We start from the raw sequence: 25002 nt of genomic DNA, 5'->3' as shown, positions 1-25002 counted from the left end.
GGTTTGGCGTGTGGGATGAATCGGCAAGCCGTTGACGAGTTGCGTTACCCGAGAATGGCGTTTCTCCCCTACCGAGTCGCTTTGCCGCCTTGGGTTGCGGTGGCGATCTCTTTGGCGGCGACGAAGAAGTTGTCGACTTGGGCGGTGTCCTTCAGTCGATCGAATTCTTGCGCCATCTCGGCGGCAAACTTCTTTTCCGTCAGGTCACGAACCAATTCCCCACGCACCGCTTCGATGTCCGCGACGATCGGTTTGGTGCGTCCTTGGCACTTCAAAATGATGTACTTGTCGCCCGTCGCGATGATGCCGCTCAGTTCGCCCTGCTTGAGTGCGAATGCTTGGCGCTCGATGGTCGGTTGACCGCTGTACTTGCGGATCGGCGGAACTTTGCCGCTGTTGCTGGCCGAGACCGGTTCGATGCTGTACTGTTCGGCCAGACGCCCGAAGAATTCTTCCGAGGGGTTGTCGCGAGCCATCTTCCAAACCTTTTGTGCCGTCCGTTGGTCGCTCAACACGCAGGCCAGGATTTCGACGCGGGGGCCGAAATTGGATTCGAATCCCTGCTGCATGTCTTCGTCGGTGATCGCCACGCGGTCTTCGACCAGTTTCTTGAGCGCCACGCTGGGCCAAACCACGTCTTGCACGTAGATCTCGTACGTCGTGTCGCCTTCGCTGGTGACCGATTCGGTCCATGCGGCCACGTCGGCCGAACCGTCGCTGCGGATGTAGCCATAGCTTTTTGCGGCGCGAGCGATTTCGGCTTGAATGTCCGCGTCGCCGACCACCTTCTTGGCTTTGGAGAGGGCTTGGGTCAAAAGTTTGCGGTTGATTTCGCCGTCCAGGACGTCTTTCCCGTGACGCTTGACACACTCGGCTGCCAACTGGGCGATCGTGATGCGTTGGTCGTTCACGATGGCCGCGACGCCGGGGTACTGTTTCGTCAGCTCGGCATCCCCGAAGACTTTTACCAAGTTGGCGTCACGTTGCAGTTGTGCAAACAATTCGCTCGCGGCACCCTTCATTTTCTGGTCGCGAATTCGGTCATTGATCTGCTCGCGGATGGTCGGCATCGCGGTCATCGGCGGCGTGGTGGCCGGGATTCGTCGCACGGCTTGCAGGAAGATCCATTGGTCGGCCACCTGCATGACGGGAGAGATCTGGTCGTTGGCCAACGCGAATGCCGCGTCTTCCAGTCGTGAATCGCCGGTGTAACGTCGAATCGGCGGAATCAGTCCCCCAACACTTGCACTGACCTCGTCTTCGCTGTTCGCTTTGGCCAGGGCACCGAACGCGGCCGGCGTCGTGGTCGCTTGCTGGTGCAATTGGCGTGCTCTTTGTTCGTCGGCAACCATGATCATGCGGCATTTGACCGCTTCGCCGTACTGGGCCAGGTACGCACGGTTGAATTCTTCTTCGGTCGGTTCGACCTGATCGGCGACCAATTTTCGCAGCGCCAACATCGGCCACACGATCTCACGCCCGTACTGGCCCGGATCGATGTCGCGTTCTTCCTGCAACAGCCCCAGGTAATCGGGCACGCTGAATCCGAACTTGGTCGCCAGCCGCGTGATTTCCTGAGCGACTTCGGCCTGAGTGACTTCCAGACCGCGGTCCTGACAAGCTTGCAGGATCAACTGGCGATTGACGATGACGTTGTCCAGGACGGTTTCGCCGTAGCGTTCCAAAGTGGCCGTGGCGAGCATTTGGCGGGTGATCGGATCCGCGTTCACGACCGCGACAACCGAGTTGTTTTCCTGGCCGACGACGGGTGAAACTGCGACGGGCGAAACCGCCGCGGTGGCGACAAACAAAACGGCCGACAACATCAAGGCGGGCGAGAAACCCGATCCAGACAGGCCCGATCCAGGCAGGCTCGAGCCAACTGCGGAACGGATGTTACGGTGCCAACTCGTCGAAACCATGGCGATCACTCCTTTGAATCGTTCTCACGGATCATGCAATGCGGGAATCGACCGGGAAAACGACACTCCGCGGTCGACTGGATGGCGAAACTAGAAAAATTTCCATTTCGTCTCAAGTCGAATGTCAGCCCTGCCGGTAGCGAAACTCGCAATCACTGCTGACAATGGCCCCCGTCTGGCTGCCAGGACTAAACGTGCCACCATAATGTACCCTGGCTCCCTCTTTCCTGGACTCCGCATAGGAACGATGGTGTCCCTTGTAGCTCCCGCCCAATGCCACCTACTCTATGAGCCGACGGCGCTAGCCGCGGGCCTTGGATTGCCCTGCGAGACTTGTAAGGCCCGAGGCTAGCGCCGACGGCTCAGTTTGTGATCGAAAGCGTGTTTCCGGGTTGACCGGGCATCGATCCCCACACTTTTCCACCGCCCCATTCCACGACCCCCAAACGACAGAGCAACGTGCAACGCCCCAACATCATCTTCATCATCACCGACCAGCAACGCTACGACACGATTGCCGCTCTGGGGTACCCGCACGTCAACACCCCCAACCTGGACCGGCTGGTCCGCGAAGGCGTCTCGTTTGACCAGTGCCACGTGACCGCAGCGTCCTGCGCCGCCGCCCGCGCCAGTTTGTTCAAGGGCTACTTCCCCCACACGACGGGGATCCTGAAAAACGCCGATCGCTGGCGACGCAGCTGGATCGAGCGGCTCAACGACGCCGGGTACTACTGTGCGAACATCGGCAAAATGCACACCTGGCCGTTCTTGACCGAATTGGGCTTTCACGAGCGATTCGTCGTTGAAAACAAAGATCGCTACCTGGAAGGCCGCTATTTCTTTGACGAATGGGACAAAGCGCTGCGATTCCGCGGGCTGGTCAAACAGCAGCGCGAGCAATATCGAAAGCTTCCCGGTTACAACCAAGCCCTCGGCGCGTTCGACTGGGAATTGCCCGAAGACACCCACCCGGACTTCTTCGTCGGCGACATGGCGACGTGGTGGATCGAGTCGACGCCGAAAAAGGACCCGTTGTTTCTGCAAATCGGATTTCCCGGACCGCATCCTCCCTACGACCCCGTGCCGCGATATGCGGAGCCCTACCTGAATCGAGAATTACCGTTGATTCCGGTCACCCAGCAGGAGCTCGATCGCCAGCCCCCGGCGCTCAAGGAGTTGCGGGTCCACAATTCGGAAATCGACCATGATTCGGTGGTCATGCCGTTGCAGGTGACGCCAGAGCAACGACAACGGCAGCGAGCCTACTATCTGGCCAACGTGACAATGATTGACGAAAAGGTCGGTCAGATCATGTCGGCGTTAGAAGCCGGCGGGTACGCCGAAAACTCGATCGTGATCTTCACCAGCGACCACGGAGACTGTTTGACCGACCACGGCCAAAGCCAAAAGTGGACGATGTATGAACAGATCACCCGCGTCCCGATGATCGTCTGGGCTCCCGGACGGTTCGGCCAAGGACAACGCGTTTCCGAGCTGGTCCAGCAAATGGATCTGGGGCCGACGATCTTGCAGTGGGCCGGCGTCGACGTGCCCGAGGACCTGGAGGCGATTTCGTTGGCCGGAGCCTTGGACAACCCGGAATCATTCCAGGGACGTCCGTTCGTCTATTGTGAACAGGTCAAGGATGGGGTCCTGACCGGTTGCGAATTCATGACGATGGTCCGCGACAAGACGCACAAGCTGGTCCACTTTCTGGACGAGCCAGAGGGGCAGTTGTTCGATTTGGTCGCCGATCCGGACGAAGTGAACAATTTGTGGAACACCCCGGCCGCGGAAGCCCACCAAACGCGTCTGCTGGACGAGCTTCGTGAATGGCGGATCCGCAGCGGTGTTCACACCAAAGACTGGTGCCGCGACCACCGCTAGCGACAGGCTCCCCAAGTACGACGGTCCCTAAGTACGACGGTCCCTTCCGGGCCGTCGCGGATGGGGCTCCGCCCGGGCTGTGTAAAATCGTTCGATACTTTTGCGTTGTCGAGCGTAGGATTTTGGCGTTTTCAGTTCCGCGAAACCCTCTTGGGATCAGCCGTTTGGCGCCAGCCCATTGCCTCCTATTTTCGATCACAAACTGAGCCGTAGGCGCTAGCCTCGGGCCTTGCAGGTTTCGAGGCGCAATCCAAGGCCCGCGGCTAGTGCCGTCGGCTCATAGAGTAGGTGGCATTGAACGCCAGCCTACGGGCCTCCATAGCCTACGGGCCTCCATAGCCTACGGGCCTCCATAGCCTACGGGCCTCCATCCAGCCTGGGCCCGAACGCTCGCGCGAATCGGCTGCTGTCACTCGATTTCATCGCCCGAGGGGCTCAGTGCGACGACCTCGAAAAAACGTCGTGCACTCACCGCCGCTACGAGCCGAACAGGATTTTGCGTAGAATCCTGTGGTGCAACCCTTGCAACACTCGACTCGCCCCGTAAACGGAGTTTCTGATGCGTTTTTTCGCCAAGAGTTTGTCGGCCGTCACGCTTGCCGCGTTGGCCTCGTGCGTGCCCGCCTTCGGTGATGAAAAGTCCACCGACAAGGTGTCCGGCATTGATCTGTCCATCTTCAGCGATTCGGTCGCCGCCGGAGACAATTTCTATCGTTATGCGAACGATCAATGGCTGACCGAAACCGAGATCCCGTCCGACAAATCCAACTATGGAATCTTCACCGTCCTGGACGACAACACCCGCGCCCAAGTGCGAACGCTAATCGAAAAGGCTGCCGAGTCGCAGGCGGAGTTCGGGACGCCGAAACAAAAGGTCGGTGACTTGTATGGCAGCGTCTTGGACGTCGATGCGCGGAACGCGGCCGGTCTGGACCCGATTCGTCCGCTGCTTGCCGAAATCTCCGCGGTCGATTCACACACCTCGCTGGCAACGGCCATCGGCTCCCTGCGACGCGCCGGGATCGGCGGTCCCTTTGTTCCCTACGTTTCGATCGATGCCAAAAACAGCGATGCCTACACGGTCTACCTGACGCAATCGGGGCTGTCGCTTCCCGACCGCGACTATTACCTGCTGGACGAAGACCGCTACGTCGAACTGCGCGAGAAACTGCACACCTACATCGCCGACATCCTTGGGTTTGTCGATCACCCCGCCCCCGAGGCCGCAGCGAAATCAATCGTCGAGATCGAAAGCCGGATTGCCAAAATTCATTGGACGAAGACGGAGAACCGAGATCCGATCGCGACCTACAACCAACGCTCGCACGCCGAACTGGACGCGATGCTGGGAACGCTGAAATGGTTCGACTACGCCAACGCGGCGGGGATCGATGCGGTCGAAAACATCGTCGTTCGCCAGCCTTCGTATTTCGAATCCCTGGCGGCCCTGTTCGACGAGTTCACCGTCGACCAGTGGAAGGACTACTTCACCTATCACACGATCGATGGATCAGCATCGGGGTTGAGCGAGTCGTTGGAAAAACGTCACTTCGATTTCCACGACACGGCGATCAGCGGGATCGATGTCCAACAACCGCTCTGGAAACGTGGCGTCGACGTCACCGGCGCCGTGCTCGGCGAACTGGTCGGCCAGTTGTACGTCGCCGAACACTTCAAGCCGGTGGCGAAGAAGCGGATGAACGAACTGGTCGACAACCTGATCCGAGCGTTCGAAGGCCGCATCAAAACCCGCGACTGGATGGGCGAGGGGACGAAGAAACAGGCACTGGAAAAATTGTCGAAGTTCACGACCAAAATCGGGTACCCCGACGAGTGGAAGGACTATGAAAAACTGACGATCGGCGAGGGCGTGCTGGGCGACCACCTGCTCGCGTCGGCGCGGTTCGAATACGAACGTGATCTGAACAAGCTGGGCGGGCCGATCGATCGAAACGAATGGCACATGACGCCGCAAACGATCAACGCCTACTACAACCCGACGATGAACGAAATCGTCTTTCCGGCCGCCATCCTGCAGCCGCCGTTCTTCAACTTGGCCGCCGACGACGCGGTCAATTACGGCGGCATCGGCGCCGTGATCGGCCACGAACTCAGCCACGGGTTTGATGACAAGGGCAGCAAGTTCGATGGCGACGGAAACTTGCGGATGTGGTGGACCGAAGAGGACCGCAGCGAATTCGAAAAACGCGCCGGCGGGTTGGTCGACCAGTACAACGGTTTCGAGGCGATGGAAGGCAAGTACGTCAACGGCGAGTTGACGCTCGGCGAAAACATCGGCGACCTGGGCGGATTGAGCGTGGCCTATGCGGCGTACCAGCTTTCGCTCGGCGACTCGCCCGCCCCGGTCATCGACGGATTGACCGGTGACCAGCGATTCTTCCTAGGCTGGGCCCAAATCTGGCGGCGACTGTATCGGGATCCCGAATTGGTGCGGCGGCTGAACGTCGACCCGCACAGCCCCAGCGAGTTTCGCGTCAACGGTATCGTCCGCAACATGGACGCCTGGTACGAAGCCTTCGGAATCAAGGAAGGCGACACGTTGTATCTGGCTCCCAAAGACCGCGTGCGAATCTGGTAGACCGACCGGTCAGACCGGCCAATTTCAGCTGGCAGGACGTAGCGACGCTCGCCAGAGCGTGGGGAAAGCCGGGGACCCACCTTCTGGCGAAAGTAGCTACGTTTGAATGATTTCTTCCCCGACTACTCCGCCGGTTGATCCGCCCGGCCGCCGGCCCAATTGCGAACGATCCGCAGACGTTCTTCTTCGGATCCGTAGATCAACGCCAGTGCTTCCTCGCCGCCGACGATGTCGAACGCGGTCAGCACTTCCTCTTCGCTGAGCAGCTGTTGGGATTGAAACAAGCGGACTTCGGCGAGCGTGCGGAGGTTCTTCCCACCTCCGCTGGCCAACAGCGCCCCGACGCGTTTGCTGGCGATCTCAGGTGTCAGCCCCGGAAAATCGGAGGTGACGGTTTCCCGATCGATGATCGCAAAGAAGTTTTCCAGTCGCTCGCCGACAAAATCTCGCGATGAAACACTCTTGATGCGAGATTTCTGGGCAAATTCCAGCGAGTCGATGACCTTGGAGATGCCTTTCGACTCGCCGCTGGGCACATGGAACAACCGGCAACGGCTGATGTTTTGAGTGTACTCGCCGCGCAGCGGTTTCAGCAGCACATCGAGGTGAATCAGCAAATCCAAGTCGGCCTTTTGGGCGCGGCGAATGTTGTCCGTCGAAGTGCCTTCGCCGAGAAAGACGATCCCGGGTCGCCACAGCGGCAGGGTGTCACCGGCGTTCTCGATCAGATTCACGAACGCTTCGGACACCGTCTCGGCGCTTCCCGATTCGGCAGTCACGTCCGTCATCGCTCGCCCGAAATCGCCTTGGGCGTAGCGTTTATCAAACTCTTCCCCGATTAGGGTGGTGACGATTCCCAGATTCTTGCTCAGGCTCTCCTCGGCTTCTTGGCTGAGCATGGTTGCGTCGAGCGCGGCGAGTCGGGCCGCCGGGGTGGGCGGTCCGGCAGGGGCGGCAGCGCGGCGTCGTCCGCCGCCTGACCCCATCATCATTTCCTGCTCGTACATCTCGTCCATGCCCGCCATGTCATCTTCGTAGCTATCCATGCCTGCGGTGTCGTTCATTCCCGGACGCCCGCCGGCACCGGGACCGCCGAAGCCGTCCTCATAGAATTCGTCCATCCCGGCTTCCATGCCGCCGTCGCCGAACCCGCCACCGCCGCGACCAGACGCCTGGACATCGCCGATGGGTTGTGGGTCGGTCGCGTCACCGCGGACGGCGTACGAGATGCCCCAGCGCAGCTGCCACGTCGGACGTCGCATCATCCGGCTGTACTTGACCAGTTGCAACTGGTTTTGGGCATGGTCGTATTCGGCAACGATGTGGCCGAAGTAAAGCTTCATGGCCAGGTCATATTTTCCTTTGGCGTACGCCACGGTGGCATCGTTCAGCAAGACGGGGCCCGACAGGACCGGCGGGGCGGCCTCGGGGTCCGCCAAAGACGCGAAACTGGTTGATTCGAACGCCTTGGTCAGGGCGTCGGACAACCGCGTCGCGACCAGGTCTTGGGGCGACACGCCACGTCGACCGCGGGATCCATAGCCATAGCCCTCCATGCCCATTTCCTCCTCATACATCATTTCCATGCCCATCTCGTCCTCGTAGCCTTCCATGCCCATCTCATCCTCGTAGCCTTCGGACTGGGCAAAGACCGTTGGAGGGGTCCACGCCAGGGCGGCCACCCCGATCGCAAACATCATCAGCGGTTTCGCCATCATCGGCGGTTTCGCGGCGACCGATGGCAAACCGAATAGGTACCCGAGCCGTTGCGGAGCGTTCATGAAAAGAGTAACCATGTGAGATCTCGTCCGAATTTGCGACGAAGGAAGACGATCGACCGTCCGTTATCTGCGGGGCGGTGGCACGTACAACGCGTTTTTTTTGGCATGATATTCGCGCGAAATGCGGCCGGTTTCTCAACCGCAATCGGCCCCTACAGCGTATCATAGACGCCCTGTCGAGCGAATGTTCCCCGGCGAACACGCCCAGAAATGGAAAAAAGTTTCCCAAGTCTGCAGGAATTCCCCCCCAGAAGGGAACTCGGCAGCAAATGAACAGTCGAAGTCAGTGGTGAGGGCTAGGCGCGGGGCTGAACCCACCGGATTTCGAAAGCGAAGAATCGAGCCGAACTTCAACATTCCAGCCTTCAACCTTTCAGGAACGCACCGGAGCGATATGGGATCACGCCGGCCAGCAAACAGTGGCAAGAACGCGAGCGGTCGCCGGCGGCAGATCGATGCTGCCGATGGCGCCCCCAGCGTCAGCGGGGACCAAGCCGTTCGAGGCCGCGATCGAGCTGCCGGTCGACCCGCTCGGAGCCGTCGCCGGCTGGTGTTCGAACGCTTGGGACAACGCCGTCTTTTGGCGGTGATCACCGGGTCGGTCTATCACGACCAGGACGGATCGATGCGTCCGGACCCCTCCGAAGTGCGGCTGGGTTCGCGGCTGGCCTACATCGACGCCAACGACAACGCCAACCTGGATCCCGGTGAAGCGTTTTCGATCGGCGATGCCGAAGGCCAGTTTCGATTCGACGACCTGCCGCCGGGGACCTATCCGGTCCGGTTGTTCGATGGTTCGGAGAACCAACAACAAACCTTCCCCGTCGGCGCCAAACAAACGCCCCTGCCGGCGTCGTTCCACGAACCGATCGACGCGATCTTGGCCGGCACACAGCTGAGCGTTTTGACCGAAACCTCCCTGGTCCAGATCGACACCTCAGGGACTCGGATGTCCAACGTCCCGCTCAGCTTTTCCGCGACGGGGCTGGTCACGGCGGCCACCGGTGGTTCCCGCGGAGGCGTCTTGGCATCGGTCGTCGCGGGCACGTTTTCCGAAGTCGGCCAACCGCGTTCGGCGATCTATCTGGTCCCGGCCGGCGGCGCCCCGCTTCGCATGCTCCAGTACTCGACCAATCCGCTCGCCTTTGCGGACCCCGAATCCGCAGTCGGTGCCGATGGCAACGGCGTCGTGATCGCCGCGGGCAGCGAGCCCGGCGACCCCGGCACGGTGCACACGATCCGAGTGACGTCGTCCGCCACCGGCAACAATCCCGTCAGCGCGCAAGTCCTGCCGACGCGGGTCACCGTTCCCGCCAGCACCCAAGTCCTCGCGTCGACCAGCTCCATCGATTTGTCCTCGCAACCGCTGGGAGTCGCCAGCCGCAGCGTGATGGCTTGGCCGGTCGACGCAAGCACCGCTGCGATGGCCGGAAGCGACCAGACCACCCCGGCGCTGAAAACGACCTTGTGGAGCAACGACGCGGCGAGCTGGATTTCGGGAACCGAAACGGTGCTGGTTGGCGCCACGGAACTGCTCAGTTTTGACGATGCGGCCGGGTTGCTTGCGGTGCGTTACGCCGCGGGCGATGTTGCCGTCCTGGACGTCGATGCCGGCTTCGCGCCGCTGCATCAATTCGATTCGGCAACCGGCCCGTGGACGTTTATTCCCGGCCGTGAAGCGATCGCCACGATCGACGCGCGCGACTCCGGGCACGTCTTGTTGATGCACGACATCCGCAACGGCGAGCTGCTGACCAGTCTTCCGGTGAACATCGATTCGATCGGCAATCCGATCTCCATCGTCCCCGGTGCGTCGCTGGATTCATTGTTCTTGTTGGGTGAAACCGGAACCTCTTCGATCAGATTAAGGGAACCGGTCGCTCACCGCGTCGTCCTGGATGCCGACGACGATCAAGCGGAGATCGAATTCGGTGTTCAAGTCGATGGCCAGAACGACCGACCGAACGTGCCAAGCCAGTACAGCGCCTCGGCCCTGGAAGACAAACCGCTGGAGATCGACGCGTCGGAAATCGCCGCCTTGGTCGCCGACGCGGATCGAGACCGGTTGGTTTCCCTGATCGTGGAAGAGCCGACTCATGGCGCAGTCACCTTTGATCCCGACGGCGGCCTGAAATACCAGCCCGACGCCGACTACAACGGGTCGGATTCCTTCGCCGTTCGATTCCATGACGGTCAAGCCGCCTCCCATCCGATCCACTTCAGCGTCTCGATCGCCGCCCAGCCCGACCTGCCCCGCGGAATCCGCTTTCACGGCGGCGACGTGCCCGAGCACGCCGAGGGACCTTACGAAGTCGGTTCGGTTCACATCGAAGACGTCGACATCGAAAACCAGTATGACCTGGAGATCTTTGATCCGCGTTTCACGATCGAAGACGGCACCTTGATCTTGGTCAGCGGAGGGCTGGACTACGAACTCGAGCCTCAGATCACCATCACCATCGCCGGGCTGGACCGTGACGCCGGACAGTATTTCAGCCACGACTTGACGGTTTACGTCGAAGACGAAAATGACCCCGTCGTCGATGTCATGGCGTATTACACCTTTGTGATGGAGAACGACGAAGGGGCTTTCGTCGCTGAACTGGAAGCATCCGACCAGGATCTCGGCCAAACAATCACCTACACGGTCGACGACGAACGCTTTGAAGTGATCGGCAACCAACTTTGGCTCAAGCAAGGCGAGTCGATCGACTACGAAGCGGAATCGGTCGTCGTGCTGACGATCACCGCAAACGATCATGCCGGCAGTACCGCATCGATGGAGATGCGACTTCCGATCATGGATGTGCCCGAAGCGATCACGGAAATCACCCTGTCCAACCAGACCGTGATGGAGCTGGAAGCAGGCGCGCCGGTCGGCGACGTTTCGCTCGATGGAGTCCCCGCGGCGGACAGCTATGACCTGACCGTCGATGATCCACGGTTCGAAATCGATGGATCACAATTGAAACTGCTGGATGATCAATTCGTCCGACGCTCGGCCGCCGAGCAGATCGAACTGACGATCACCGCCCAAGACACCTCGGCCGTGTTTGATGCCGTCACGGCCACGTTCGTGATCGAGGTCCTGGAGAACGAGACGCCGTTCCATAACGATGACAATCCCTATGACGTCGACGGCAACGGAGAAGTCACGCCCCGAGACGCCTTGGCGATCATCAATTACTTGAACATCTATGGCCCCGGTCCGGTCGGTCCGGGAGACCCCGGGTTCGGATACGACGTCAACGGCGACGGCCAAGTCACCGCACTGGACGCCCTGTTGGTCATCAACATTCTCAATACCCTGCAAAACGGCGGCACCGTCGGCGGCACCCTGCACAACTCGGCCACCGACCAGGAGGCAAGCGATTCCGACCAATCGTCCGCCGAAAGCCCCGAGACCTCAACGGCCGATCCCACTCCCTCCGATCCCCTCCAGAGCAGCCCGATCGTCGAAGCCTCTGACGGACCGGACAGCAAAAACGCCGATAGCACCGTCAATGATGCCCACGACAGCGTGATGACGCCCGCGCCATCCGCCTACACACTGCCAAGCCAATCGCCCCTGTCAGACGAGCAATCGACCCAGGCGACCGACTGGCTGGAAGGGATCCGCAAAGACGACCAAGACCCCGAACTGGCCCGCGCGATCGACGAACTGATCACCCTGCTCGGCCAATCGAAGTAGCTCCGTCCAAACCGCACGGTTCGGCCACGGTTGGTGACTCAGCGGGTCTCTTGGTGCACCGTGCGTCGCGCAGCCAAAAAGAGCGACTGCGATAAGGAGACGACGGGCTGACACAGTGCTTGCCGGTGGCCCCAGTCGCGGCAAAGTCATTTGTGTCAATCAGTGGTTCCAAATCGCGAACAATCAACCACGTTTTAAAACGCGCTGTCGGCAACTCCGCGTCCTTCGCGTGGTCACCCGCCTTTTCGAGCTGCCATCGCAACGTACCAGTCGACCAATTCTTCGGGAGCAACGTCGCCAAACTTATCCGCACAGCGAGAGAACGCGCCGGCAATCCCCGTATAGGGAGGCTGGCCGTCGATGTACGGACCAGCGAGCCCAAGAAGCCAGTCGTCGCCCGCCCAATGGCCGTCGGGCATCGTGAACTTAAACACATGAAACCGACAGCTTTCATTTCCGATCGTTCGAGTGACCGTTTCAACAAGTTCAATCTCATCTGGCGCCTCTTGCAGTTCGTTCGGATGCATCATCCAGTAGGCAAGTCGTGTTTCGGCCTGGGCGATTTCGTCCCGGAATTTCTCAGGGAAAAGGTCCAACCGCTCAAAGTGTTTAAGTAATTCGTAGAGAAACCCACGAATCTGCGGCAAGCTGGCCAGACCCTCGATCTGCTTTGGCGAAGGTGAGTCGCCGGCAGCCAGTTTTTCGGCAATGGGATCGACGAGCATGAAAAGTTGCTGGTCACGCTTGCGAGCGCCGCGTGCGACCGACGTGTATCGCCAAACAACAAAGGCGACAATCGCCGCACCGAGTAAACCTACGATGTACCAAATCAATTCCGACGGATTCCTTGGACTAGAAGTTGATAGGCTGGTCGATTAGGAACGACACGCCCAGTCGAGGATCGTCAGCGATCACGCGGCGGCGACGGTAGATTGACCGCTTCATACAACTTGACTTCGCCGCTCGTCGTGCATCGCGTGGTTCCACATTCTACACGGCATTCGTCGGACAGGGGGAAGGTTCAACCACGAAGAACGCGAGATCATGACATCCCTGCGGCATCAAGAACGCTCAAGGTATTCGCCGGTTGCACGCCTCTGCGGACTTCGCGCCCTGTTGTCGAGGAGCCTCGGAACGAGGGCGATTCTGATTGTAGAACCATTGTCCCCAATTGTTCCCCCCTCAGCCGTCTGGCTGAGAGGCTCGGGTGTCCACGTGGCGGCCAGGGGGAACAGTTGGGACAACGGTTAGACACTGTTTTCTCAGCCGGTGCGACTGGGGAAGGGCGGGTGTCCGCGTGGCGGCCAGGGTAGAACAGTTGGGGACAACGGTTCTACACTGTTGCCTCAATGCTGCGTTGGGGCTGGTTGTTTGAGGAGTGGTTGCTGTGACTTGGGGATGCGGTCATAGCGGAGCTCGCCGCCGATCAGACGCATCAATTGCCGGGGGCCTTTCTCTGGGGCGTCAAACAAGTAGTCCGATTTCGGTGCCGGAAACTCCGGGACGTCTGCATTGACGGCGTCGAACAACGCTTTCAATCGACGGACGGTCTGCGGATTCGACTCCGCGACGTCGTGCTGCTCACCGGGGTCTTCTTGCAAGTCGAACAACATCATCGCTTTCGGCCCATCACCCGCAGTCAATCCCGGATGCTCGGTCGGTTTGGCTTGCTCAAACGGGGCCAACAACGTCACTCCGTCGGGTCCACGCGGGTCGACCCAATTGGCCAGTTCTTCCTCAGACAAATTGCTGAATCGCAACGGCCCCGGGTTGCCGACGTGCAGCTTCCACTTGCCGGAGCGGACCGTGGCAAGCGACGTTCCTTGCATGCCAAAGATCACCTCGTGCGGCGGTTCGCTGCTGGCGCCGGTCAACAGCGGCATCAGGTCCGTACCGTCGATCACACGGTCGCCGGGCAGATCAATCCCGGCCAAACCACAGACCGTCGGCAACACGTCGATGGTGCCGGCGGGATGATCCGACACCAGCCCCGGTGGGATCACGCCCGGCATGCGTGCGATCATCGGCACACGCAAACCTCCCTCCCACGTTTTACCTTTCATTCCCCGCAAACCTCCGGTCGACCCGCCGTACCAGGGTCCGTTGTCGGAGGTGAAGATGACCAGCGTGTTTTCACTGAGCGCCAATTCGTCGAGCGTCGCCAGCAACCGGCCGACATCCGCATCCAGCTCGGCGATCACGTCGGCATACAGATCATCGGGCGTGTCGGGGGTGTAATAGTCATCCGACACCGCCAACGGTTTGTGGGGCATCGCGTGCGGAAGATACAGGAAGAAAGGACGGTCCTTGTGTCGTTTGACAAAATCGATCGCGCGATCGGTGTAGCGGCGGGTCAACGTCGCTTGAACGACGGGGTACTCCACGACGGTTTCATTTTCGACCAGTTGAACCGGGTACATGTCGTTGGAGTAAAGGATGCCGAAGTACTGGTCAAAACCTTGAGTCCGTGGCAACCACGCTGCCTTGTGCCCCAGATGCCATTTGCCAAACGCGGCGGTCGCGTATCCGGCTGACTTCAGTAATTCGGCGATCGTGATCTCCGACTGCGGCAATCCAAAATTCGACGCGCCCGAGTCGGGGGACGGATTGCGCACCACGCTGTGACGAAACGGGTAGCGACCGGTCAGGATCGTGCCCCGCGAAGGAGCGCAGTAAGGGGTGGGCACGTAAAAACTGGTCAGCTTTGCCCCCTGCGATGCCAAACGATCCAGATGGGGCGTTTCAAACGGGCATTCGGGGTTGAATGCCCCGACATCGCCGTATCCCAAGTCATCGGCAAAAATCACCACCACGTTGGTCGGTTGCTTCGACAGCGCGACCGACGACAAAAAGACCGTCAGCAGCATTGGTAAGGTGCAAAAGCGTTGGATCATCATCTGAAACTCTTTGGAAATTGTTGTCGATCCGGATCGTGCCACCATAGCGTCGCTACGCTCGCCACAGCGTGGAAACGACAGGCCGTCCATCTGATGGCGAAGGTAGCTGCATTGGAACAGCGATTCACGGCGATTGCCGGACATCTTACACTGGTCGACTCATGACCGGCTCGTGCCACCTCACCTTAACCGCCCCACACATGATCCTGATCGCCACCGACGAAGCCGGATACGGCCCCAAACTGGGGCCGCTTGTCGTTGCGGCCTCGGCGTGGAAGATCCCGATCAACACGGCGGACCGGTCGGATCTGCAACGCGCGTTCGCGGCCGTCGCCGGCCCGGTGACGGTCGCCGGCCGGCGGGTCGTCGTCGATGATTCCAAAACGGTCTTCCAGCCCCGATCGGCCACCAAGAAATCCGGCGGCTACGGCAAGCTGGAATGCGTCACGTTGGCCGGAGCCCGGTGGTGCGGACTGGCCGACGGGCGTTTGGACATTGTTGATGATCTGGCGCCGCAAGACCGGGCGCGAATCAACGCGGCACCCTGGCTGGCAGGGTTGATGAAACAATCGATCGAAACGAAACAGGGCAGCCCTTTGATCGACGCGTGGCAGTCCGGCGGGGCGATCCTGTCGGGGCTGAAGGCACGTGTGGTCACGGCCGAAGCGTTCAATCAGGCATGTGCCGCTGGGGGCAACAAGTCGGATTTGTTATCACAAACGACCCTGACGCTGGTGAAAGACTTGCTCGACGAGCTGTCCATCTCGTCCGGCGAACCCGTGGCCGTGTTTTGCGATCGACACGGCGGCCGCCGCTATTACGCCGGACCGTTGCAATCGGTGTTTGAAGGCACCTTGGTCCGGGTGATCGCCGAATCGAAAACCGAAAGCAGCTATACCGTGCCATATCGCGGTGATGAGTTCACGATCCGGTTCACCGTCAAAGGCGACTCGTTCACTCCGGTCGCTTTCTCGTCGATGGTCGCCAAGTACATGCGTGAAAAGGCGATGGAATCGTTGAACACGTATTTTGCAGATCTGTCGACCGTTCCGCTGCGTCCCACGGCCGGCTACCCCGTCGATGCGGATCGATTTTTGGAAGACATCGGCCCGATCATCCAGAAGCAGGGCTTCGACCTGGCAACCCTGGTGCGTTCGCGATAGTCCCGCAGCAGCCGTAGGTGTCTAGCCATTCGGAACCGTCTAGCTTTTTTGGGATCACTTTTCTGATGTACGATGGCCCTTCCGGGCCGTCGCCCGAGGGGCTCTGCGCGACGACCTAGAAAGGACGTCGTACTCCCTCTGCCGATTAACGCTGTCGGAACCCCTTGCCCCGTTGCAGCGTCGACCGCAGATGATTGCGGCACCGGGTGGCAAACTCGGCGACATCCGCGGTCCGATAGTCGGGATAGGTCCAACGGTGATGGATCCATTTTTTGGCGGTGTACGTCAATGTGATTTCGCCAAACATTCCGTCGCGTAAATAAACGCGGTGGTCGCGATCCTTGGTCGTCGCCAGGACCAATTTAGCTTGGGTGATGTAGCCGGGATCCAGGTTCAACGGACGCGGGTGGGACGCGTCTGGTCGGGCAAACTGCGATTCCAACGAATTGGTCCAATGCTTCCAATCGGCCAATTCCGCCGCGTCGCAGGGCTGGTGAAACGCGATCAGTTCCTTTTCCAAGTGCTCGCCCATTGACGCGGCATAATACCCGCCGGCCTGGAACGGCAGGGGGCCAGACTGCACGACGATCTCGCCCCAGTGGTTTTCCAGACGTTCGATCGCCTGCTGCCGAACCGTCGGGTCACAAGAGATCACTGCACAAAATCGGATCACCGGTTCAACGTACAACACCTCGGCCACAAGTCGTCTCTCGTCTAAAATCAATCGATCTATTGTTTCGACGTGTCGACTGGCGCCGCGTCCACACCGATTTCCTAGAGCATAACAGAACCATGCATCCTTGGATCGCAGACCGCACGACGACCTTCGACGCCAGCGGCATTCGCAAAGTCTTTGATTTGGCGGCCAAGTTGAAGGATCCGGTCAATCTTTCGATCGGTCAACCGGACTTTGACGTCCCCGATTCGGTCCAGGATGCGGCGATCGAAGCGATCCGGAGCGGCAAAAACGCCTACTCGCCGACCCAGGGAATCGGTCCACTGCGTCAGTCGCTGCAACAGGAAATCGAAACGCGTTATGGACACACCGACCGCGACGTGTTTGTCAGCAGCGGGACCAGCGGCGGATTGATGCTTTCGATGCTGTCGATGATCAATCCGGGCGACGAAGTGATCTATCTGGACCCTTTCTTTGTGATGTATCCGGCGCTGTTGAAGATGTGTGGCGGAGTCGCGGTTCCGATCGATTCCTACCCCAGTTTTCAGCTCGATCCCGATGCGATCGCCGCCGCGATGACGCCCAAGACCAAGATGATCCTGCTGAACAGCCCCGCCAATCCGACGGGCGTCACCGCGTCGGCCGAGCAGTTGGAAGCGGTCGCACGGCTGGCGGCGGAAAAAAACATCGCGCTGGTGTCTGACGAGATTTATTCCCGGTTCCATTACGACGACGCCTTCGTTTCACCGGCCCAGTTCAATCCGGACACGATCGTGATCGATGGATTTAGCAAAAGTCACGCAATGACGGGCTGGCGCGTCGGCTACGTCCACGGACCGCGTGAAGTGATCGCGACGATGCTGAAGATCCAGCAGTACTCGTTCGTCTGTGCACCGCAACCGGCCCAGTGGGGCGCTTTGCGAGCGATGGAGGTGAATCTGCAGGGACACATCGATGATTACCGCAAGAAACGCGATTTGATCTGCGACGGCCTGGCCGAGCGATTCGAGTTCACCCGCCCCGGCGGCGCGTTTTACCTGTTCCCCAAAGCGCCGGGCGACGACGGCGGCGAGGCGTTTGTCCACAAGGCGATCGAGCGGGGATTGTTGATCATTCCCGGGAACATCTTCAGCGCCCGCGACAGCCATTTTCGCATCAGCTTTGCCGCCTCGGACGAAACCATCGCCAAGGGCGTCGCGATGCTGAACCAATTGGCCGACGAGGCCTAGGGACAGTCCCCTTCCGAGAATCCCCTCTCTAAACGAAACTAGGCGGAATTCCCTTCACACCAGCCGGTCTCCCGAACCCCCCAATCGAAACACCATGAAATATGTCATCGTTATCCCGGACGGATGCGCGGACGAACCGATCGAGGCTTTGGGGGGGAGAACGCCGCTGCAGGCTGCCACGCTGCCGGCGATGGACCGGATCGCCGCAAGCGGGGCGAGTGCGTTAAGCAACAACACGCCGGCCCATTTCCCGGCCGGCAGCGAAGTCGCCAATTTATGCCTGTTCGGCTACGATCCTGACAAATATTTCACCGGTCGCGCGCCCTTGGAAGCGGCCGCCGGCGGGATCACGCTGGGCCCCCATGATTTTGCCGTCCGCTGTAATCTGGTGACGATCCAAGACCAGGTCATGGTCGATTTTACCGCCGATCACATCAGCACCGACGAGTCGAGGCAATTGCTGGCCGCCGCGGGCGAGGCCTTGCTGGGTTCCGAAGGCGGACGGTTCGAATTCGTCCCCGGCGTCAGCTATCGGAATCTGTTGATCTACCGCGGCGATGCGGACACTCCGCCCCCGTTTTCCTGTGAAACGCGATCGACCGCGCCACATGATCTGACGGACCTGTCGGTCGCCGACGATTTCCCACGCGGTCCGGGCAGCGATCTGCTGGTCCGATGGATGAATGAGTCCGCTGACGTGTTCGCCGATCACCCGGTCAACCAAGCTCGCATCGCAGCCGGGAAACGTCCGGCAACCAACGTCTGGCTGTGGGGTCTGGGCGGCGCACCGTCGATGCCCACCTTCGAAGAACGGTTCGGCGTGCGAGGCGTGATGATCACCGCCGTGGACCTGCTGCGCGGGATCGCGGCGTTGGCCGGATGGCCGCGGCTCGAAGTCGAAGGGGCAACCGGGTACCTGGACACCGATTATGCGGCCAAAGGCGCCGCGGCGGTCAAAGCTCTGGACCAATACGACTTGGTTTGCGTGCATATCGAAGCCCCCGATGAAGCCTCGCACGAGGGACGTCACGACGCAAAGATCGAAGCGCTCGAGCAGATCGATCGCCACATCGTCGGTCCGCTCACCGAAGCGCTTGCCGGATACGGCGACCACCGCATTCTGGTCACCCCCGATCACCCGACGTTTTGCAGCACCAAAAAACACACCCACGGCATGGTCCCGCTGGCCATGGCCGGAACGGGAATCGAACCCGATTCACAAACGAGTTATGACGAAGTGGCCGCCGAAGCCTCGGGGCGTCGCTTTGATCACGGTTGGGATTTGATGGACGCGTTTATCCGTCGCTAAGCGGCGAAAAACAGGCGGACAGGCTGTCGGGGATCGTCGAGGACGAGGCGATGACCGGCCAGAAGCCTGTCCCACATAGTTGGATCCGACAGATCATTTCATTGCAGATTTATTGACCACACCCATGTCTCTGATTGTTCAAAAGTTCGGCGGCACAAGCGTCGCCGATGTCGAAAAGATCCGCGCCGCGGCGCGCAAAGCCATCCGCGCCCAACGCCAAGGCCATCGCGTCGTGATGGTCGTCAGCGCGATGGGAAAGAACACCGACCGGTTGTTGGAATTGGCAAACGAGGTCGGCCCCAATCCGCCGGCCCGCGAAATGGACATGTTGCTCAGCACCGGCGAACAGGTCAGCGTCGCCCTGGTCGCGATGGCGATCAACGCGCTCGGCAGCGAGGCGGTCAGCTTGACCGGCGGCCAGATCGGGATGCAGACCGACAGCAGTTTCAGCAAAGCGCGCATCCGATCGATCTCCACCGATCGCATCGAACGACTGTTGGACGAAGGCAAGATCGTCGTGGCCGCCGGTTTCCAGGGGATCGACAACGATCTGAACATCACCACGCTCGGACGCGGCGGCAGTGACACCACGGCCGTCGCACTCGCGGCGGTGTTGAAGGCCGACGCCTGTGAAATCTACACCGACGTGGACGGCGTTTACACGACCGACCCGCGGTTGCTGCCCGAAGCGCGGCGGGTGGACGTGATCAGCTATGACGAGATGTTGGAGCTGGCCAGCCTGGGAGCCAGCGTCATGCACAACCGCAGCATCGAGTTTGCCAAGAAGTTTGGCGTGCCGATTCATGTCCGCAGCAGTTTTTCCGATACCGAAGGGACGATGATCGTCACCGAACAGGAATCGGCGACCGCGCCGGTCAGCGGTGCGGCGATGACGCCCGACGAAGCCCGATTGACGATCCTGGGCGTTCCCGATGTTCCGGGGATGAGCTTAAAGATTTTTTCGGCGATCGCGGACAGAAAAATCGCCGTGGACATGGTCGTGCAGAACATCGGCGACGGCGGCAAAGCCGACGTTTCGTTCACGGTCCGGCGCGACGATTTGCAGACGACGCTGTTGGCGCTGGCCCCGGTGATCGACGCAATCGGCGCCGAGGGCGTCACGCATGATGACAACGTCAGCAAGGTCTCCGTCGTCGGCGCCAACATGGCCGACCAGGCCGGTGTGGCCAGCGAGATGTTTCGTGCTCTGGCCGGCGCCGGCGTGAACATCCAGATGATCACGACCAGCGAAATCAAGATCAGCGCGCTCGTGCCGCGCGACCAAGCCTCCCTCGCACTGCGCGCCGTCCACGAAGGATTCAAACTGCACGAAAAACCCGCCGATGCGAAATCGTGGAGCCAGATCAAGGCGGACCGCGAAGCAGGCGTCGAGGTGGAAACGCTGATCAGCCGTCTCCGCGACGACGCGCTCGAAGCGCTCACGCTGACCGGGATTTCGGTGCTGGATCATCAAGCACGCGTGACGTTGATGGGCGTCCCCGACCGCCCCGGAATCGCCGCCGACATGTTCGAACGGATCGGTGCGGCCGGTATCTCCGTCGACATGATCGTCCAAGGGTATGACGGCGAAGACGGATCGACGAGTGTCAGCTTTACCGTGCCCCAAGACGCCTTGGAGGCCAGTCTGAAGGTGGCCAAAGAAATCGCCGCCTCTCACGGCATGCGCGGCGTTCAAGGTGTCGCCGAGATTGCCAAGGTCACCGTCAGCGGCATCGGACTGCGCAGCCACACCCACGTCGCGACGCTGCTGTTTGAATCGTTGGCCGCGGCGGACATCAACGTCGACATGATCAGCACGAGCGAATTGCAGGTCAACGCCGTGATCGACAGCAAGTCGGCCGACATCGCCAAACGGGGCTTGGAAAAGGTCTTCGCCGGATCGCTGGGTTAAGGGGAAAGGCAGAGAAGGCAGAATGATACGGGGCAGAATGATCTCCGCGATCGTTCACCCCTGCGCTCGCGCGGTTTCACGCCTCGTTCCCGGGGCTCTGCCTGGGAACGGGAGTTTTCCGAGGCTTCGCCTCGCGTTGCACGCGGTTCGTGTGGCAGGAGCCACACCTGCACGTGCGTCCCAAGGCGGAGCCTTGGAACGAGGCCGGGCCGCGCCCCATCATTCTGCCCCCATCATTCTGCCTTCCCATCGTCTTGCCCCCATCGTCTTGCCCCCATCGTCTTGCCCCACCGCTCTTTTCTCCTCTCAACCCGTTGGCAATCACGCGGCAAGAAATCTTCCCAGCCAATGAATCGCCTTATTCAACAGAAACCCTCGTAGAAACCGGTGTATTTGCGATCTGCACCCGGGGGTGACGATTGCATCGCGGCCGAGATTGAGAGATATTCCGTTGTCATCGGAGCTCGTTGGGGCCCGTTTCGCAGCTTTGTCTCCCCATCCTTTGCCGTTGTGATGTCAGTCCATCCTGCCAACGTCGCCAAAAACGGGACCAGCAATCAACGGCGGCCCAAGGTGCTGCTGTTGGTGGAAACGACGATGGCGTTCGGCCGCGGGGTGTTGGAAGGGATCAGTCGCTACCGCATCGAAAAACAACCGTGGTCGGTGCAATTGGACTTGCGCGAGTTGATGGCCGGTCCGCCGGCGTGGTTCCGATCCTGGGACGGCGACGGCATCATCACCCGTGACACGACGCCGGAGATGATCGAGATCATTCGCGAGACGGGGATTCCGACGGTCAACTTGGGCGACATCCGCGACGACCAAACCCTGCCCTCGGTGATCAACGACCACGAAGCGATCGGACGACTTGCCGCGTCCCATTTGGCCGACAAAGGGATCGAACACTTCGCCTTTGCCGGATTCAGCGACCACCACTGGTCGGCCCAACGATTGACCGGATTCCTGGCCGGCCTGGCCCAACGCGGGGTCGATGATCCCGACCTGGTCCACGTGCATCAATCCGATTGGTCGTCGGCCAGCCAGAGCGGATGGCAGCGTCAGCAAGACCAAATCGTTGCCTGGGTCAAAAGCTTGCCGCGCCCGGTCGGGATCCTGGCTTGCAACGATTTCCGTGGGCAACACATCCTGGAGGCCTGTCAAACGGCCAAGGTGTCGGTCCCGGATGAGATCGCGGTGTTGGGTGTCGACAACGATCACGTGCTGTGTGATTTTTGTGACCCGCCGCTTTCGAGCATCATTCCGGCAGCCGAACGGATCGGGTACCAGGCCGCCGTGATGCTGGACCAGATGATGCGGGAACAAAAGCCCGACAAATTGCACGTGCAGATCGCGCCGCTGGGGATCGCCGAACGGTTGAGCACCGATGTGATGGCGATCGATGATGAAGACGTCGCCGCTGCGATCCAAATGATCCGCTTCCGAGCCTGTGAGGGACTGACGGTTTCGGACATCTTGGCCGAGGTGCCGATCGCTCGGAGCAGTCTGGAACGCCGGTTTCGTCAGTACCTGGGACGATCGCCGCAGGCCGAGATCCGCCGTGTGCAAATCAAGCGGGCCTGTCAACTGTTGCGCGACACCGAACTGAGCCTGGTTAAAATCTCACGGCTGACCGGGTTCAAACATGCCGAGTACTTTAGCGTCGTCTTCAAACGCGAAGTCAATCAGACGCCGGGACGCTACCGGGATGCCAGTCGCGCGAAGGCGCGGAAACCGTTCGGTTGACAGCAGGCATCGGTTAGGCCGGGAAGGGGCAAAACGATGGAAGGCAGAATGATGGGGGTGGATTGAGCCGCGGCCGGGCCTCGTTCCAAGGCTCCGCCTTGGGACGCACGTGCAGGTGTGGCTCCTGCCACACAAACCGCGTGCAACGCGCGAGGCGGAGCCTGGGAAAATTCCTGCTCAACGAGGCATGGAACTGCACGAGCGTCGCGAGCGTAGAGGTGAACGATCGCTGAGATCATTCTGCCCCGTATCATTCTGCCTTGTCTCCCCCACCGAACAGATCCGGCAACACGATCGCTTGGTCGGCATGTTGCAGTACGAATTCCGTGAGTGCCGCTTTTTGTTGGTTGACCGCAGATTCGGCGGAGGCGTTGACCCGGGTGTCGGCCACCGAGACGAACAGCTTGGCCACGTCCACCTGAATCTTCATTGCTGTTTGAAGTGTCACCCGAGTGGCATCGCCCTCGGCCGGTTCGGCCGTCAATGTGGTTTGATAGTCCTTGATCTCACCTTGCTCGGCGACCGACTTGGTTTCGACATGCATCCGATCGCTATCGATGTCGGCCTGTTGACGCAACGTCAACTCCTGGGCGTCGATGTCGGGATTGGTGAACCGCACCGTCAACATCCGCGTGGCGTCGAGTTCGGTTTTGGAGCGTCCGCGGAGTGCGTTCAGGATCGGCCGATCTTCTTTGGACATGTCGACGTTGAGGCCCTGGATACTTTGGCTGACCAGTTCCATCCCGCCGTGGGCGACGATCGCTCGGGTCGCGTTCTTGCGGACCATGATCTGCTTGAATCGGTTGAACGGGATTTCCAATTCAAACGTGGTCGTCGCCGAGGCCTCGGAGACGTGATCGACGCGACGCAGTTGTGTTGCCAACAGGCCGATCACGGCCAACAACAGCACGCCCAGGATCAACCAGAATTTACCGAACCGGCGTTTCGACATCTGATGTACGTTCTAAATGGGAGGAACCGTCTCGTATGGTCGCGCGTCCAGCCTCGTTCCCTAGAAGCTCGAAACGCAAGCGCGTGCGTCACTTACGTCCAGACACACTTGCTTGCGGGCTGTCGATTTAGTGAGCCGACGGCGCTAGCCGCGGGCCTAGCGGTGCCAGCATCGCCCTTCGAGGCCCGTGGCTAGCGCCATCGGCTCACGATTGTTTCGGTTGCGATTAAATCGACAGCCCGCTCGCGCTGCACGCGTGTCTTCTATTGAATCACGCGGTCGCGTTCCGAGACACCCCAGTACATGAAGTGCGGCAAATTTCCCACGTAAGGCACGGCACGCTCGCATTCCCAGACCCGACTGTCTTTGTAATCGAGCTGCAGCGGCAAATTGCTCAATTGAACCGCGGCGAAACGCCACTGCGGCCCATCGGCCGATTCGACCGCTTCGATCAACAGGATCAACTCGGGGTCGGTCCCCATCACAAACGCGAACACGCCTCCATCAATGACTTGGTGCCGCTGGCTCTGGTAGCGATAAATCGGTTGGGCGAGTAGTCGCAGCGATCCTTGGCCATCGGGTAACCCCGATGGAATGATCCCCTGAAAATCTCTTGCCAATCGACGCATCTGCGTCAATCGCAGGTTCTCCGTCCGCGCCGGTGCGGGGGCACCGGGAATCTTTGCCGGACGGATTCCCGGTTGCTCGGTGATCCAGTCCGGGACGATCCCGCGAGAGCTTTGACGGGGCTCGTGCTCGGAATGAATCGGGGCCAGAGACAGCGAATGAAATTCGTGCGACAATCGTCGCCGTGTCGAGTCCTCCGGTGAGACGACCGACCAAATCGCGCCGACCACTTCCGGCCGCCCGTCACTGGTCCAGACGAACGCCGCCCCATGGGTGTCGCGAACGCGGATCGGATTGGTGAACGTCAGGATGGGCGTTGGAACCAGCTGCAACACCTCCGCCGTGTCAACTTGCCGAATCATCTCGTACGCGGCGGCCTCTTCGTGATACACACCGACCCAACGTTCCCGTTGATCCTTCGTCGGCACCTCCTCCTGCCCGGCGGCGTGCTCGGCCGTCAGGATCGTGGCGAGCCACAGCAAGCATCGGATTCTCGGCGACATGGAAACGCTCCGGATCGGGGGATCGAAGGACGGCCAATGAAAATAGTCAGAACGTCTATTTTGTAGTCCTTCGGTCCGCGGAGTGCAAGGATTCTGCGATCCGGCTGGACA

Annotated in this window: 15 protein-coding genes; 8 read left to right on the top strand and 7 right to left on the bottom strand. The window is 60.3% G+C overall.

Annotation, left to right across the window (positions count from 1 at the left end):
* Positions 1-68: 68 nt before the first annotated feature.
* A complete protein-coding gene (locus tag Mal15_RS09970) occupies positions 69-1826 on the bottom strand; it encodes a peptidylprolyl isomerase (protein WP_147867616.1) in 1758 nt (585 codons plus the stop codon).
* A gap of 555 nt (positions 1827-2381) precedes the next feature.
* Here Mal15_RS09970 and Mal15_RS09965 point away from each other — a divergent pair.
* Positions 2382-3809 (top strand): sulfatase family protein, encoded by a 1428-nt coding sequence (locus Mal15_RS09965; RefSeq protein ID WP_147867615.1) that lies wholly within the window; start codon positions 2382-2384, stop codon positions 3807-3809.
* A 559-nt stretch (positions 3810-4368) separates the two neighbouring features.
* A complete protein-coding gene (locus Mal15_RS09960; protein ID WP_147867614.1) occupies positions 4369-6408 on the top strand; it encodes a M13 family metallopeptidase in 2040 nt (679 codons plus the stop codon).
* A 122-nt stretch (positions 6409-6530) separates the two neighbouring features.
* Here the strand turns inward: Mal15_RS09960 and Mal15_RS09955 are convergent, their stop codons facing one another.
* Positions 6531-8204 (bottom strand): hypothetical protein, encoded by a 1674-nt coding sequence (locus tag Mal15_RS09955; protein ID WP_147867613.1) that lies wholly within the window; start codon positions 8202-8204, stop codon positions 6531-6533.
* 379 nt (positions 8205-8583) lie between these two features.
* On the opposite strand from Mal15_RS09955, the gene Mal15_RS09950 reads away from it, so the two are divergent.
* Entirely contained in the window at positions 8584-11880 is a 3297-nt protein-coding gene (locus Mal15_RS09950; protein ID WP_167546711.1) for a dockerin type I domain-containing protein, read from the top strand.
* A gap of 233 nt (positions 11881-12113) precedes the next feature.
* Here the strand turns inward: Mal15_RS09950 and Mal15_RS09945 are convergent, their stop codons facing one another.
* Both Mal15_RS09945 and Mal15_RS09940 read right to left on the bottom strand, forming a co-directional pair.
* Positions 12114-12713: a hypothetical protein gene (locus Mal15_RS09945; protein WP_147867611.1), complete on the bottom strand. Its 600-nt coding sequence runs from the start codon at positions 12711-12713 to the stop codon at positions 12114-12116.
* 513 nt (positions 12714-13226) lie between these two features.
* Positions 13227-14777, bottom strand: a complete 1551-nt coding sequence (locus tag Mal15_RS09940) for a sulfatase family protein (RefSeq protein ID WP_167546710.1) — start codon at positions 14775-14777, stop codon at positions 13227-13229.
* A 200-nt stretch (positions 14778-14977) separates the two neighbouring features.
* Here Mal15_RS09940 and Mal15_RS09935 point away from each other — a divergent pair, with 200 nt between their 5' ends.
* Positions 14978-15940: a hypothetical protein gene (locus tag Mal15_RS09935; RefSeq protein WP_147867609.1), complete on the top strand. Its 963-nt coding sequence runs from the start codon at positions 14978-14980 to the stop codon at positions 15938-15940.
* A 145-nt stretch (positions 15941-16085) separates the two neighbouring features.
* Here the strand turns inward: Mal15_RS09935 and Mal15_RS09930 are convergent, their stop codons facing one another.
* Positions 16086-16640 (bottom strand): DUF4416 family protein, encoded by a 555-nt coding sequence (locus Mal15_RS09930; protein WP_147867608.1) that lies wholly within the window; start codon positions 16638-16640, stop codon positions 16086-16088.
* Positions 16641-16732: 92 nt separating this feature from the next.
* Here Mal15_RS09930 and Mal15_RS09925 point away from each other — a divergent pair, with 92 nt between their 5' ends.
* From Mal15_RS09925 to Mal15_RS09910, 4 genes are all read left to right on the top strand, one after another.
* Positions 16733-17845, top strand: coding sequence for a pyridoxal phosphate-dependent aminotransferase (locus Mal15_RS09925; RefSeq protein ID WP_147867607.1), 1113 nt, complete (start codon positions 16733-16735; stop codon positions 17843-17845).
* 94 nt (positions 17846-17939) lie between these two features.
* Positions 17940-19154: a cofactor-independent phosphoglycerate mutase gene (locus Mal15_RS09920; protein ID WP_147867606.1), complete on the top strand. Its 1215-nt coding sequence runs from the start codon at positions 17940-17942 to the stop codon at positions 19152-19154.
* Positions 19155-19278: 124 nt separating this feature from the next.
* Positions 19279-21066 carry an aspartate kinase gene (locus Mal15_RS09915; RefSeq protein WP_147867605.1) on the top strand — a complete coding sequence of 596 codons (1788 nt, stop codon included), beginning with the start codon at positions 19279-19281 and terminating at the stop codon, positions 21064-21066.
* Between the two features lie 513 nt (positions 21067-21579).
* On the top strand, positions 21580-22809 hold the full coding sequence (locus Mal15_RS09910) for a XylR family transcriptional regulator (RefSeq protein WP_147867604.1): 1230 nt from the start codon (positions 21580-21582) through the stop codon (positions 22807-22809).
* 250 nt (positions 22810-23059) lie between these two features.
* Here Mal15_RS09910 and Mal15_RS09905 read toward each other — a convergent pair whose 3' ends face one another.
* Complete coding sequence (locus tag Mal15_RS09905; RefSeq protein ID WP_147867603.1) at positions 23060-23761, bottom strand: hypothetical protein; 702 nt, start codon at positions 23759-23761, stop codon at positions 23060-23062.
* A gap of 263 nt (positions 23762-24024) precedes the next feature.
* Positions 24025-24891 carry a hypothetical protein gene (locus Mal15_RS09900; RefSeq protein ID WP_147867602.1) on the bottom strand — a complete coding sequence of 289 codons (867 nt, stop codon included), beginning with the start codon at positions 24889-24891 and terminating at the stop codon, positions 24025-24027.
* Between the last annotated feature and the right edge of the window lie 111 nt (positions 24892-25002).

Origin of the sequence: Stieleria maiorica (assembly GCF_008035925.1) — a bacterium.
In the GTDB taxonomy this organism is placed as follows: domain Bacteria; phylum Planctomycetota; class Planctomycetia; order Pirellulales; family Pirellulaceae; genus Stieleria; species Stieleria maiorica.
Note: the sequence above shows the minus strand (reverse complement) of the source record. Positions and strands in the feature narration are given on the sequence as shown.